Below are 15,281 nucleotides of genomic sequence, written 5' to 3'. Positions count from 1 at the left end.
GCTGGAGTCGATCCGGTTTTCGCGCGGCGCGCGCGGTGCTCCGCCCGCGCCGGCACCATCACAGCCTGGCCTGAAGGCGCAGCCCGATCGTGCGGCCCTGCCCGTATTGGGCAAAGGTGCCGAACGTGCCGAGCGCAAACGCATAGGTGCGCACGGCGCGGTCGGTCAGGTTGTCGACATAGCCGACCACCGTCAGATGCTTGTTGATGTCCCAGCTCAGCGAGGTGTCGAGCAGGGCATAGGCCGGCTGGCGCAGGGTGTTGGCCGCGTCGAACCACATGTCGCCCGAGTAGGTCATGCCGACATTCCATCGCAGCCGACCCTGCATCCCTTGCGGACGGAAGCGGTATTCGCCCGAGGCGCGCAGGCTCAGCGGCACCACGTAGGGCACGCGCTTGCCGGTCAGGTCGAGGTTGCCCTGCGGCGCGCTGTAGCGGTAGATCTTGCTGGTGGTCCAGGCGCCGCCGGCGCGCAGCGTGAGGTCCGGCGTGGCCAGCCAGGTGCCGTTCAGCTCCACGCCGGTGGCGCGGGCATCGCCCACGTTGCTCAGCATCTGGAACAGGCCCGAGACGACCTGCGCCTGCAGATTGCTGGTGCGGCTGTGGAACAGCGCACCGTCCAGCCGCAGCCGCTTGCCGAGCAGATCGGCCTGGAAGCCGACCTCGACGTTGCGCAGCCGCTCGGCGCTGTACGGAATGCTGCCGGCGCTGTTGTCGGCGATGCGGTTGAAGCCCCCGGCCTTGTAGCCTTCGCTGTACAGGCCGTACACGCGCCACCCGGGCGCGGCCTGGTAGCCCACCGACACTTTCGGGGTCAGGCTGCGGAACGTCTTGTCGCCGGCGAAGGACAGCGCGGCCGCGCCGGTGCGGTTGTAGTGGATGTCGGCGCTGTCGATGCCGTAGCGCAGCCCGGCCGTCAGGTCGAGGCGCTCGGTGGCGTGCCATACGCCCTCGCCGAAGGCGGCCATCGAGCGCAGGTTCGACTCGCTGCGGCTCGGGCCGGGGAACAGGAACGCCGACACGCCAGGCACCGCGATGCCCCGATCGCGCTCGAATGCCTGCTTCTCGTAATAGAGGCCGAACACGCCATCCACCGGGCGCTTGACGTCGCCGGAGGTGGCGACGCGCAGTTCCTGCGAGAAGGTCTTCTGGTTTTCCGGATCGGCGTTGCCGGTGGTCAGCACGCGCTCGAGCCGGCGGTCCTGGTAGGCGCTGACCGACGACAGCTTCCAACCCCGCAGGTAGTAGTCGACGCTGAGCGCCGCCTGCGTGACAGTGCGCGTGAGCGACGGTTCGGTCAGGTCGAACGGCGATGACGCGATGGCGTGCCGGTCTTTCAGGTCATAGGCCTGGAAGTATTCTTCGTGCGAGCGGTAGCGGTCGTGGCTCACCGACAGCGTGGCGTCGAGGTCGGTGTCCCGCGGTGTCCAGCGCAACCGTGCGCGGCCCAGGGCCTCGCGGCCGGAATCGAGCTGGTCGGCACCGGTGGCCGGGTTCTTCAGCGTGCCCGGGCGGTCGTCGAAATAGGCGGACACGTCGCCATACAGGAGGTCCTTGACCAGCGGCCCGCGCACCGACAGATCGGTGCGCCGCGTCAGGTTGTTGACGTCGACGCTCGCCTGGGCGCCGAAGCGGTTGTTCGGCTTCTTCGTCACGATGTTGATCACGCCGCCCTGCGCGGCGCGGCCATACAGCGTGCCCTGCGGCCCCCGCAGGACCTCGACCTGCTCGACGTCCGGCAGCGGCTGCGTGAAGTAGGCCATGTCCTGCGGCACGCCGTCGACGTAGACCGTCACCGCCGGGCTGTAGAAGTCGGACGACGGCGTCCCGCGCATGCCGAACAGCGTGTACGCGCGCGAACTGCGGGGCGTGACCGTCAGCTCGGGAAACAGCTTGCCCAGTTCGTCGGTGCGCGCCACCCCGGCCGCCTGCAGGCGCGCACCGCTGGCCACCGACGTGGCGCTGTCGGCGGTCTGCCCGCTGGCATCGAGCTTGGTGCCCGTCACCACCACCGGCGCCAGTTGCGCCACGTCCGCCGGTTCGGCCGCCGTGGCGCTGTCCTGCGCGCCGGCCGCCCCCACCGCGCCCAGCGTGCTGCCCGCCAGCAGCAGGCCCCTCAACGTACTCACCCCCATACCCACATCCCCTTCTTTGGTCTGTTTTGACCCTGCGCATTATTGGTTGGGGGGGACCGAGGCCACTACCGCGATCGATGCCGGAACTGTCGCGCCCCGCACTTTTTATTGATAATAATTCTCATTTACAAGATAGTCATCGGCTCATTCGGAGCGCGCGCAATGGTGCGTCCCGCCCGCCCCCGCGCATCGCGGGCCGGGCGGTCAGGCCCGCTGTGGCGGCCCGTCCAGCGCGGCTTCCGACCTATTGCCATGGAATCGCTGGGGGGATCGATGACGACGCATGCACTGACCGAACGCGCCACGCTGGTCGACTGGATCGAGCATCACGCGCGGGCGCGGCCGCTGGCCGAAGCGCTCTTCTTCTGCGGCCACGGCGCGGACGACCTGCGGCTCGGCTACGGCGCGCTGTCCGAGCGCGTGCGCCGCTGCGCCGCGGCCCTGCAGCAGCGCGGGGCGGCGGGCTCCACCGCGCTGATCCTGTTCCCTTCGGGCATCGACTACGTGGTGGCGCTGCTGGCCTGCTTCTACGCGGGCGTGACCGGCGTGCCGGTCAACCTGCCGGGCGTGTCGCGGGTACGGCGCGTGCTGCCCAAGCTCGGGGACATCACGCGCGACTGCCGGCCCTCGGTGGTCCTGACCCACACCGCCATCGAACACGCCTCCGGCAACGACCTGCGCGATTTCGCGGCCGGACATGGCCTCGATATCCTGCACCTCGACACGCTGGGCGGCGAGGCGGCGGCCTGGGTCCGGCCGGCGCTCACGCCGGAGTCGATCGCCTTCCTGCAATACACCTCCGGCTCCACCGGCAGCCCGAAGGGCGTGGTGAACCGGCATGGCGCGCTGCTGCGCAACCTGCAGTTCCTCGGTCGCCTGACCCGGCCGCAAGACCGCGCCCCCGAAGACACCGCCGTCGCCAGCTGGCTGCCGCTGTTCCACGATCTCGGGCTGATCATGGGGATCCTGCTGCCGCTGGCCTATGGCAACCGCGCGGTCTACATGGCGCCGATGGCCTTCGTCGCCGACCCGCTGCGCTGGCTCGAGATCGCCACCGCCGAGCGTGCCACCGCGCTGCCCTGCCCCAGCTTCGCGCTGCGCCTGTGCGCCGACGAAGCGCGGAGCGCCGCGCCGGCGCGCCTTGCCGGCATCGACCTGTCGTCGGTGCAATGCCTGATGCCCGCGGCGGAGCCGGTGCTGCCCAGCCAGATCGAAGCGTTCCAGGCCGCCTTCGCCGCTCACGGCATGCGGCGCGAGGCGATCCGGCCGGCCTATGGGCTGGCCGAGGCGACGCTGCTGGTGTCGGCCAACGTCGACGATGCGCCGCCGCACCGCATCGACGTCGAAACGGCCCCGCTCGAACAGGGGCGCGCCGTGGTGCACCCGGCTGCCGCGCCCATGCCCGCCGCCGGCAGGCGCCGCTACGTCAGCAACGGCCGCGAGTTCGACGACCAGGATGTCCGCATCGTCGATCCGCGCACGTGCGCCACGCTGCCCGAGGGCGCGGTCGGCGAGATCTGGATCAGCGGCCCCTGCATCGCCGGCGGCTACTGGAACAAGGCCGAACTGAACCGCGAAATCTTCATGGCCGAGACCCCCGGGGCCGAAGACCGACGCTACCTGCGCACCGGCGACATGGGCTTTCTCCACGGCGGCCACCTGTTCGTGACCGGCCGCCTCAAGGACATGATGCTGTTCCGCGGCCAGTGCCATTATCCGAACGACATCGAAGCCACCAGTGGCCGTGCGCACGCGGCCGCCATTCCCGAGAGCGGCGCGGCCTTCTCGATCCAGGCGGAGGACGAGGCCGGCGAACGGCTGGTCATCGTGCAGGAAGTGCGCAAGCAGGCGGGCATCGACCCTCGCGACATCGCCACCGCCGTGCGGGCGGCCGTGGCCGAGGGGCACGCGCTCGGCGTCCACGCCGTCGTGCTGATCCGCAAGGGCACGCTGCCGCGCACCACCAGCGGCAAGGTCCGGCGCGCGGCCGTGCGCGAGGCCTGGCTGGCCGGCACCCTGCAGACGCTGTGGCAGGACGATATCGACAACCTCGCCGTGCCGCCGACACCGGCGCAGGAGACCGCGGCCGCGCCGGCCGACGCGGCGCTGCTTGCCGCGCTGGCGCCGCTCGATGCCGCCCGGCGCCAGCAGCACCTGGTGCAATGGCTCGCCGCCCGGGCCGCGGCCGCGCTCGGTACCGTGGCCGCGCGTGCCATCCGGCCCGAGGCCAGCCTGTTCGGCTACGGTCTCGACTCGATGTCGGCCACGCGGCTAGCCGCCGTTGCCGCGGCGGCCTGCGGCCTGGCGCTGCCCGACAGCCTGCTGTTCGACCATCCGAGCCTCGCCGGCCTCGCCGGCTGGCTGCTGCAAGCCATGGAGCAGGCGCGGCACCTGCCGCCCGCGCCCGGCGGCCGCGACAGGGCCATGCCCGCGCCGCGCCCGGCCGCGCATCGGCACGGCGACGGCCAGGACCCCATCGCGATCATCGGCATGGCCTTCCGCCTGCCCGGCGAAAGCGGGCGCGATGCCGACACCGACGCCGCCTTCTGGCGCCTGCTCGACGGCGCCGGCTGCGCCATCCGGCCGATGCCCGCCGAGCGCTTCCGCGCGCCGGCCGGCATACCGGGGTTCGGCGCCTACCTCAACCAGGTGGACCGCTTCGACGCCGCCTTCTTCGGGATGTCGCCGCGCGAAGCGATGAACACCGATCCGCAGCAGCGCCTGCTGCTCGAGGTGGCATGGCACGCGCTCGAAGACGCCGGACTACCGCCCGGCGACCTGCGCGGCAGCGACTCGGGCGTGTTCGTCGGCATCGGCACCGCGGACTACGGACACCTCCCCTTCATCAGCGGAGACGACGCGCATTTCGACGCCTACTGGGGCACCGGCACCTCGTTCGCCGCGGCCTGCGGGCGCCTGTCGTTCACGTTCGGCTGGGAGGGCCCGTCGATGGCCGTCGACACCGCCTGCTCGGCCTCGCACAGTGCCCTGCACCTCGCCGTGCAGGCCCTGCGCGCGCGCGAATGCGGCATGGCGCTGAGCGCCGGCGTCAAGCTGCAGCTGCTGCCCGAGATCGATCGGGTGCTGCACAAGGCCGGCATGCTCGCCGCCGACGGCCGCTGCAAGACGCTCGACGCGAGCGCCGACGGCTACGTGCGCGGCGAGGGGTGCGTGGTACTGGTGCTCAAGCGGCTGTCCGATGCGCTGGCCGACGGCGACGCCATCCGCGCGGTCATCCGCGACACGCTCGTGCGGCAGGACGGCGCCGGCAGCAGCCTGTCCGCGCCGAACGGCGAGGCGCAGCAGCGCTTGCTGTCGCTCGCGCTGGCGCGCGCGGGGCTCGCGCCGTCCGAGATCGATTACATCGAGCTGCACGGCACCGGCACGCGCCTGGGCGACCCGATCGAATACCAGTCCGTCGCCGACGTGTTCGGCGGCCGCGCCCCGGACGACCCGCTGTGGATCGGCTCGGTCAAGACCAATATCGGCCACCTCGAATCCGCCGCCGGCGCGGCCGGACTGGTCAAGACCGTGCTGGCGCTGGAGCAGGCGCGCATCCCGCCGCTGGTGGGGCTGAAGGGGATCAACCCGCTGATCGATCTCGATGCGATTCCGGCCCGCGCGCCGGCGCACACGGTCGACTGGCCGGCGCGCCAGGCCGTGCGCCGCGCCGGCGTGACGTCGTACGGCTTCGCCGGCACCATCGCGCATGTGATCCTGGAGCAGGCACCGCAGGCCCCGGTGGCGCAGGTAGCCGGCACGGAACCGACGCGCGGGCCGCACCTGTTCCTGCTGTCCGCCCGCTCCCCCGATGCGCTGCGCCGGCTGGCTGCCGCCTATCGCGACACCCTCGCCGGCACGGCCGACCTGGCCGTGCTCGCCAACGGCATGGCGCGCCAGCGCGAGCATCACGCCTTGCGCGCCGCCGTCGTGGCATCGGACCACGACGAATGCGCACGCGCGCTGGACCGCCTGGCCGCGCCGGACGCCGCCGCGCCCGAGGCCGTCACGCGCGCGCCGCGCGTCGGCTTCCTGTTCACCGGCCAGGGTTCCCAGTACGCCGGCATGACGCGCGCGCTGTACGCCGCGCAGCCGGACTTCCGCGCCGCGCTCGATGCCGCCGACGCCGCGCTCGCGCCGCACCTGGGGCGCTCCATCCTTGCGCTGATGCACGACGACGCGCAGCGCGATGCCCTGCAGCAGACCGCCCATGCGCAGCCGGCGCTGTTCGCCTGCGGCTACGCGCTGGCCGCCATGTGGCAGGCCTGGGGCGTCGTGCCCGCGGTCCTGGTCGGCCACTCCATCGGCGAGTTCGCGGCGATGGTCGTTGCCGGAGCGATGACGCTGGAGGATGCCGCACGCCTGATCGTGCGCCGCGGCGCACTCATGCAGGCGCTGCCCGCCGGCGGCGCCATGCTGGCCGCGCGCGCCACGCCGCGGCACGCCCACGACCTGCTGGCAGCGCTCGCGCCGGCCGTCGCGGCCGAGGTGTCGCTCGCCGCCATCAATGGCCCGCAGGACGTGGTGTTCTCCGGCAGCGCCGCCGGCATCGACGCCGTCCGTGCCCGGCTCGACGCGCAGCAACTGGATGCCCGCCCGCTGGCGGTTTCGCACGCCTTCCATTCACCGCTTCTGGAACCGATGCTGGAGGACTGGGCCGAGGCCTGCGCCGATGCGCGGTCGGTGCCGCCCCGCATCCCGGTCATCTCCACCCTCACCGGCGCGCCGATGGCCACGGCGCCCGATGCCGCCTACTGGAGCGCCCACGCCCGCCAGCCCGTGCGCTTTGCCGAAGCACTGGCACGCGCCGGCGCGGACTGCGATGTCCTGCTCGAGATCGGCGCGCACGCCGTGCTCAGCGCGCTGGCCCAGCGCAACCAGCTGGCGCAGCCGTGGCCGCACCCGGTCGCCTGCGTGGCCAGCCTGCGGCGCGGCACCGACGACAGCCGCGCGGTTGCGCAAGCCTGCGCCGAGCTCTACCTGCGCGGGCAACCCTTCGACTGGGACCGCCTGTTCGCCGGCCCGCTGCCCTCACCGCGCGCGCTGCCGCGCTATCCGTTCGACCGCCAGAGCCATTGGCTCGAATACGACGAAGACGCGCCGCGCACGCCGCTGCCGATGCAGCCCCAGCCCGAGCGCGCGGCGCCGCGCCCGGTCGAGCGCTATGCGGTGCAATGGGAGCCCTTCGCGCCGTCGGCCGGTGACGGGCACGCATCCACCTACTGGATCGTTGCCGCCGCTGCCGCCGATGCCGGGCCCGCCGACGCCGGGCGCCTGGCCGCGCGGCTGTCCGGGCCCGCGCGCGATGTGCACGTGCTGTCTCCCGCGCAGTGGGCCGATGCCGCCGACCGCATCGCCGATGACGACGTCGTGATCTCCCTCGCGGGCTGGCCGGCGCGCGCCAGCGATGCGGCAGCGGTGGCCGGATCGCGGCACGTCTGGCAACTGACGGAATGCGTGCGGACGCTGCAGCGCTTGCGCAAGACGCCGCGCATCCTGCTGCCGACCCTGCACGGGCAGAGCCCGGACGGCGCGCCATGCGACCCGCTGCAGGCCGCCCTGTGGGGCGCCGCGCGCCCGCTGTCGCTGGAATACCCGGGCCCTGCGTGGCTGCTGGCCGATTGCGCCGGCGAGTCGCCGCTGGAGACCCTTGCCGATGCGCTGCCCGCGCTGCTGCCGCTGTTCGGCAAGGAGGAGGCCGTGGCACTGCGGGCCGGCGGCTGGCTGCGCCCGCGCCTCACGCCGCAAGCCGCGCCCGAGCGCGCCCCGTGCGTCACGCTGCGGGCGGACGGCCTTTACCTCGTCGCCGGCGCTTACGGCGCGCTCGGCCGCCACACCACCGACTGGCTGGCCGCGCACGGCGCCACGCACCTCGTACTGGCCGGCCGCCGCGCCCCGCCGGCCGGCTGGCAAGCGCGCCTCGCGCTGCTGCGCGCGCAGGGCGTGCGCATCGACCCTGTCGACGCCGACCTGGCCGAGGCCGCCGATGTCGAGCGCCTGTTCGACGCCGTGGCCGCGCTGGAGGCCACCACCGGCCGCACGCTGGCGGGCGTTTTCCACTGCGCGGGCACCAGCCGCTTCAACGATCTCGCCGGCCTCACGCCGGACGACTGCGCGGCGGTCACCGGCGCCAAGATGACCGGCGCCTGGCTGCTGCACGAACAGACCCGCGCGCGCCGCCTCGACTGGTTCGTCTGCTTTACGTCGATCTCGGGCGTCTGGGGCTCGCGCCTGCAGATCCCGTACGGTGCGGCCAATGCCTTCCAGGACGCCCTGGTGCGCCTGCGCCGCGCGCAGGGGCTGCCCGCGCTGGCTGTCGCCTGGGGGCCGTGGGGCGGCGGCGCCGGCATGTCCGAAGTGGACGACGCGCTCCTGCAGCTGCTGCGCGCCGCCGGCATCCGCCGCCTGGCGCCGAGCCGCTACCTGGCCACGCTCGACCACCTGCTGGGCCACGCCGAGCACGCGGATGGCCTGCCCGCCGACGGCACCTGCGTGGTCGCCGAGGTCGACTGGCAGCAGTTCATTCCCCTGTTCGCGCTCTACAACCCGATCGGCACCTTCGAGCGCTGCCGGACGGACACCGCCACGCACGCCGCCGCCGCCCCCAGCGCGCTCATCGCGCTGGACAGCGGCGCCCGGGCCGACGCCGTGCGCGCATTCGTCATCGCCGAGCTGGCGCGCACGCTGCGCGTCGCGCCGTCGCAGCTCACGCCGGACATCGAGCTGCTCAAGCTCGGCATGGACTCCATCCTCGTGATGGACTTCTCGCGCCGCTGCGAATCGGGCCTCGGCGTCAAATGCGAGCTGAAGGCGATCTTCGAGCGCAACACGCCGGGCGGGCTGGCGAGCTACCTGCTGGAACGGCTGGAGCACGCCCCCCAGGGCGCCGTGCCCGCACCGGCGGCAGCCGAGCCCATCGTGCATGCGCCGGACCACGCGCATCTGCCCTTCCCGCTGACCGAGCTGCAGCACGCCTACTGGATCGGACGCCAGGGCCACTACGCGCTGGGCGGCGTGGCCTGCCACGCCTACCTCGAGGCGGATGCCGCCGACGGCCTCGACCTCGGCCTGCTCGAACGCTGCTGGAATGCGCTGGTCGCGCGCCACGGCGCGCTGCGCCTGGTGATCGACGAGAGCGGGCAGCAGCGCATCCTGCCGCGGGTGCCGGCCTACCGCATCCGCGTGGCAAACCTGGGCGCGGCCACGCCGCAGGCCCTGGCCGCGCACTGCGACGACTGGCGCCAGGCCATGTCGCACCAGGTGCTCGATGCCGCGCAATGGCCGATGTTCGACGTGCGCGCCACGCACCTGCCGGGCGGGGCCACGCGCCTGCACATCGGCATCGACATGCTGATCAACGACGCCACCAGCGGCCAGATCATCTGGGACGAGCTCGCCGCGCTGTACCGCGCCGGCGGCGACCTCGAACGGGCCGGCCTGGCGCCGTTCGAGATCAGCTTTCGCGACTACGTGCTGGCGAAGTACGTGCACAGCGAAGCGCGCCGCGCCGCGCGCGAATCGGCAAAGGCCTACTGGCTCGGCCAGCTCGAGACCCTGCCCCCCGCGCCGCAACTGCCCCTGCGTGCCGAGGCGCTGCACCGCGCCGCCCTGCGATTCTCGCGGCGCCAGCATCGCCTGAGCGCGCCGCAGTGGCAAAGCCTGCGCGACCGGGCCGCGGCATCGGGCTGCACGCCGGCTTCGCTGCTGATCGCGGTGTTTGCCGAAGTCCTGTCGGCCTGGAGCACCGAGCCGCGGTTCACGCTCAACCTCACCACCTTCGACCGCTTGCCGTGGCACGCCGACGTGCCGCGCCTGCTCGGCGATTTCACCGCGGTCACGCTGCTGCCGCTGGACTGCGCCGCGCCCCTGCCCTTCGGCCAGCGCGCCGCCGCCGTCAACGGGGCCGTGCTCGAGCACCTGCAGCACCGCGCCTTCAGCGCCGTGGACGTGCTGCGCGAATGGAACCGCGGCCGCGAACGGCAGGATGCGGTGTCCATGCCGGTGGTGTTCACCAGCCAGCTCGGCATGAGCGACCCCACCAAGGGCGCCGCGCGCGCAAGCGTGCTGGGCACCGTCGGCTACGGCATCAGCCAGACCCCGCAGGTGTGGCTGGACCACCAGGCCTGCGAGCTCGACGGCGCGCTGATCTACAACTGGGATGCGGTCGACGCGCTGTTCCAGCCCGGCGTGCTCGACGCCATGTTCGACGCCTACAACCGGATGCTCGAACGCCTCGCCGCCGACGCCGATGCCTGGCTCGAGCCGCTGCCCGCCCTGCTGCCGCAAGCCCAGCGCGAGGTGCGCGCGCGCGTCAATGCCAGCACGGCGCCGCTGCCCGAGCGCTGCCTCGACCAGCTGTTCTTCGATCAGGCAGCGCGCCAGCCGCAGGCGCCGGCCCTGATCGCCAACGACCTCACCTGGACCTACGCACAACTGGCCGGCTGGTCCCGCCGCCTCGCCAACGGCCTCGCGCAGGCCGGCGTGCAGCGCGGTGACCGCGTGGCGGTGGTGATGCGCAAGGGCGCGGAGCAGGTCGCCGCCTGCCTGGGCATCCAGGCCGCGGGCGGCGCCTATGTGCCGGTCGATGCGCAGACCCCGGCCGCGCGCCTGCACGCCATCCTGCAAGGCAGCCGCATCCGCGTCGCGCTGACGCAGGCCGACTGCCTGCCGATCGTGCGCGAGCTGACGCAGGCGCTCGACGTGCGCGTCATCGATGCCTCGCACGACGCGGTCGCCGGCTGGCCGGACGCCCCGCCCACCGTCGCGCACGATCCGCTCGACCCCGCCTACGTGATCTACACCTCCGGCTCGACCGGCACGCCCAAAGGCGTGCTGATCGACCACCGCGGCGCGGTCAACACGGTGCTCGACATCAACCGCCGCTTCGGCATCACCGCGGGCGATCGTGTGCTGGGCCTGTCGGCGCTGTACTTCGACCTGTCGGTCTACGATCTCTTCGGCAGCTTCGCGGCGGGCGGCACGCTGGTGCTGCCGCAGCCCGGCGGCGTGCGCGATCCGGCGCACTGGCTGGCCTTGGCCACGCGCCATGGCGTGACCGTGTGGAACTCGGTGCCGGCGCTGCTCGAACTGCTGCTCGACGAGGCCGAAGCCGCCGGCCAGACGCTGCCCGGCATCGGCCACGTCTTCCTGAGCGGCGACTGGATCCCCCTGCACCTGCCGGCCCGCCTGCGCGCCCTCGCGCCGGCCGCGCGCCTGATCGCCATGGGCGGCGCCACCGAAGCGTCGATCTGGTCGAACTGGTTCCGGGTCGATGAGGTGCCGGCCCACTGGCACTCCATCCCCTACGGCTACCCGCTCGGCAACCAGCGCTACCGCGTGCTCGACACGCACCTGCGCGACTGCCCCGACCACGTCACCGGCGATCTCTGCATCGGCGGCATCGGCCTGGCGCTCGGCTACGAGAACGATCCCGAGCGCACGGCCGCGAGCTTCTTCCACCATCCGCTCGACGGCGAGCGCCTGTACCGCACCGGCGACCTGGCGCGCTACTGGCCCGACGGCACGCTCGAGTTCCTCGGGCGGCGCGACTTCCAGGTCAAGATCGCCGGCAACCGGATCGAGCTGGGCGAAATCGAAAGCGCCCTGCTGCGCCACGCAGGCCTGCGCGATGCCGTGGTCGACGCCATCGGCCCGGCGCGCGGCAACAAGCGCCTGGCCGCATGGGTGGTGCCGAAGCCGGGCGACGCGAGCCTGTTCGAGACACTGGAGGGCGATGCCGGCGAGCACCGTGCCCACTGGTCCGCCATCACCACGGCGGCACAGGCCGTGTTCGACCGCGCGCGCTCGGGCGCCCTGCCCGGCGCGCCGTGCGACGCCGCATCGCTGGCGCGGTTCTGGTCGCTGATGGACCGCGCCGGCCGGCGCATGATGCTCGACACCCTGCACGCCGCCGGCCTCGATGCGGCACAGGCGCTGCCCGATGCCGAGGCCGTGCTGCAGGCCGTGCGCCCCGCACCGGCATTCGCCCCGCTTGTCCGGCGCTGGCTCGATACGCTCGATGCCGCCGGTGCCGACGACGCACCGGAGAGCGCCGCCGACTGGCCCCAGTTGCTGCCCGCCGCCGAACGCTTCGGCCTGCCGCGCGGCGCCCTGCTGCGCTTGCGCGCCGGCGCCGCACAGCGCCTGGCCGTGCTGCGCGGCGAGGCTAGCGCGCTGGAACTGTTCTACGGCGCCGACAGCACGCTGGCGCCGGAACACATGACGCGCATGAACCCGCTGTCCGGCGTCGCGCTGGGCGCGCTGGCCGAAGCCATCCGCTGTGCCGCGCAACGGCTCGGCCGGCCGCCCCGCATCCTGGAGATCGGCGCGCGCAGCGGCGCGGCGGCGCGCGAGCTGCTCGCGCTGCTGGATGACTGCGCACTGGACTACACGCTGTCCGACCCGGCCCGCGCGCTGATCGAACAGGCCGAACGCGAGCACGCGGCGCCGGACCCCGAGCCGCCGCACACCGTCGCCTTCCGCGTCTTCGACCCCGAACAGCCCGCCACCGCGCAAGGCCTGCCGGAATACGCATTCGACGTGGTGGTGGCCTTCAACGCGCTGCACCGCAGCCGGAACATCCCCGCGCTGCTCGATCGCGTGCGCGCGCTGCTGGGCCCGGGCGGCATGCTGCTGGCACCGGAAATCACCCGCAACAGCACGTTCCAGCTGGCCACCGTGGCACTGCTGGAAAGCGGCTACACGCAGTTCAACGACAGCCGGCACGCCAGCGGCGACGCGCTGCTGGGCGCGCCGGCATGGTGCGAGGCCTTCAGCGCGGCACGCTTTGCCGCCGCCGCGGCGCTGGGCATCGACCCGGCGGAGGCCGCGCACACTTCGGGCATGCACCTCCTGGCCGCGCGCCAGGCCGATCGCGTGGCGCGCTTCTCGCCGCGCCGGCTGATCGAGCACCTGGCCTCGCTGCTGCCCGCCTACATGGTGCCGCAGACCATCCTGCGGCTCGACGCCCTGCCCCTGTCCGTCACCGGCAAGGTCGTGCGCGCGCAGCTGCCGCGCCCCGAGGCCGGCGCCGCTCCACGCCGTGGGCGCCCACGCGGGGCCGGCGCGCCGCCGGTCTCGGACGACCTGGCCGGCATCTGGCGGGAGCTGCTGGGCGTCACCGACCTCGTCGCCGACGACGACTTCTTCGATCTCGGCGGCGACAGCCTGATCGCCGTGCGGCTGATCGAGCGCGTGCGCCATGGCCTGCATGCCCATGTCGCATTGCCCGACCTGTTCGAGGCGCCCACCCTCGGCGCCTTCGCCGGCCGGGTCGCGCAAGCCGCGCCGTACGACGACCCGCTGCCGGCGCTGGAGGCCGACCCCGCCAACCGCCACGCGCCGTTCCCGCTGACGGACGTGCAGCAGGCCTACTGGATCGGCCGCGACGCAAGCTTCGAGCTGGGCGGCGTTTCGACCCACCTGTATGCCGAAATCGAAGTCGACGATGTGCCGATGGCACGGCTCGAACGCGCCTGGCAGCAGGTGATCGACCGGCACGACATGCTGCGCGCCGTGATCGATCCGAACGGCATGCAGCGCGTGCTGCCCGAGGTGCCCGACTACCGCATCGCCTGCCAGGATCTGCGCGGCTGCGGCGCGGCCGAGGTCTCCGAGTGGCTCGAAATCGTGCGACTGGAGCTCTCGCACGAAGCCCCCGACACCACGGGCTGGCCGCTGTTCACCGTCCGCGCCGCGCGGATGAGCGACACGCGCATCCGGCTCTTCATCAGCCTGGACAACCTGGTCTGCGACGGGCGCTCCATGCGCACGCTGCTGGCCGAGTGGTCGCGGCTCGCGCGGGAGCCCGGCACCGTGCTGCCGCCGCTGTCCGCCACGTTCCGCGACTACGTGCTGCTGACCGAGCAGCTCGCGCTGCGGCCGTCGTACCAGCGCTCGCTGCGCTACTGGCATGACAAGCTCGGCACGCTGCCGCCCGCGCCCGCGCTGCCCCGGGACCGGCATGCGGCGGATGCGGTGTCGCCGCCGCACTTCGCCCGGCGCGAGGCCAGCCTGCCCCCGGCGCAATGGCAGGCGCTCCAGCGCCATGCCGCGCAGGCGGGCGTCACCGTCAACGCGCTGCTGCTCGCGGCCTATGGCGAGGTGCTGGCCAACTGGTGCGCGACACCGCGCTTCACGCTGAACCTGACCCTGTTCAACCGGCCCGCGGTCCACCCGCAGATCGACGCGCTGGTCGGCGATTTCACCTCCCTGGTGCTGCTCGCCTTCGACGGCACCGCCGCGCTCGGCTTCGCGCAGCGGGCGCTGGCCATGCAGCGGCAGATCTGGGCCGACCTCGAACACATGCAGGTGTCGGCCGTGCGCGTGCTGCGGGAGGCCGCGCGCCGCAACCGCCGCCTCGATCCGGTGGCGATGCCGGTGGTGTTCACCAGCGGGCTGGGCGTGGCGGGCGACGGCGACTCGGAGATGGACTGGCTCGGCCACTTCGTCTACGGCGTCAGCCAGACGCCGCAAGTGTGGATCGACCAGCAAGTGGTCGAGCGCAACGGTGCGCTGGTCTACAACTGGGACGCGGTCGACGCGCTCTTCCCCGATGGCCTGCTCGACGACATGTTCCGTGCCTACCGCGACCTGCTGCTGCGCCTGGCGGAGCAACCCGAGGCATGGCAACGGCCGGTCCGTGGCGACCTGCCCGCCAGCCGCTGGCCGGTGGCCGCTCCGGCGGCGTCCGCCGCGCAGGCCGCCCCCCAGGCGGATGCCGGGCCCGCGCTTGCCGTCGACGATGCGATCCTGGCGACGGTGCGCGGCATGCTGGGCGCGCTGACCGGCCGCGGCGAGCTGCCGGTGCAGGTCAACTTCTTCGAGCTGGGCGCCACCTCGCTCGATCTGATCCGGCTGCGGCAGCAGCTGATGGCGGCGCTGAAGCTGCCGATCCCGGTCACCGACGTGTTCACGCACACCAGCATCGCCGCGCTGGCGGCGCACCTGCGTGGCCTCGGCGCGGTCGCGGCACACGCGCAGGATGGCGCGCGCGGTATGGAGACCGGGCGCGCGCCGCACCGCCGCCACCGGCTCGGCAATGACCGCCGCCGCAAGCGCAGCCAGCAATCCCAGGTGTAGAGACCCCGGCCCGCGTGCCGGCGCGGCGGGGCCCCGGTGCTCCGCCGCGCAGCCGTGCCGCGGGCGT

The 15,281-nt window shown here is 73.2% G+C and carries 2 protein-coding genes; one reads left to right on the top strand and one right to left on the bottom strand.

Translation table 11 applies throughout. The features are described from left to right. Positions 1 to 58 precede the first annotated feature (58 nt). Positions 59 to 2,134 carry a TonB-dependent receptor gene (locus GO999_RS08675; RefSeq protein ID WP_211906130.1) on the bottom strand — a complete coding sequence of 692 codons (2,076 nt, stop codon included), beginning with the start codon at positions 2,132 to 2,134 and terminating at the stop codon, positions 59 to 61. 273 nt (positions 2,135 to 2,407) lie between these two features. Here GO999_RS08675 and GO999_RS08670 point away from each other — a divergent pair, with 273 nt between their 5' ends. Next, on the top strand, positions 2,408 to 15,214 hold the full coding sequence (locus tag GO999_RS08670) for a non-ribosomal peptide synthetase/type I polyketide synthase (protein WP_211906129.1): 12,807 nt from the start codon (positions 2,408 to 2,410) through the stop codon (positions 15,212 to 15,214). Positions 15,215 to 15,281 lie beyond the last annotated feature (67 nt).

It is taken from the genome of Ralstonia nicotianae, from assembly GCF_018243235.1.
Taxonomy (GTDB): Bacteria; Pseudomonadota; Gammaproteobacteria; order Burkholderiales; family Burkholderiaceae; genus Ralstonia; species Ralstonia nicotianae.
This window is presented reverse-complemented; position numbering and strand designations above follow the sequence as displayed.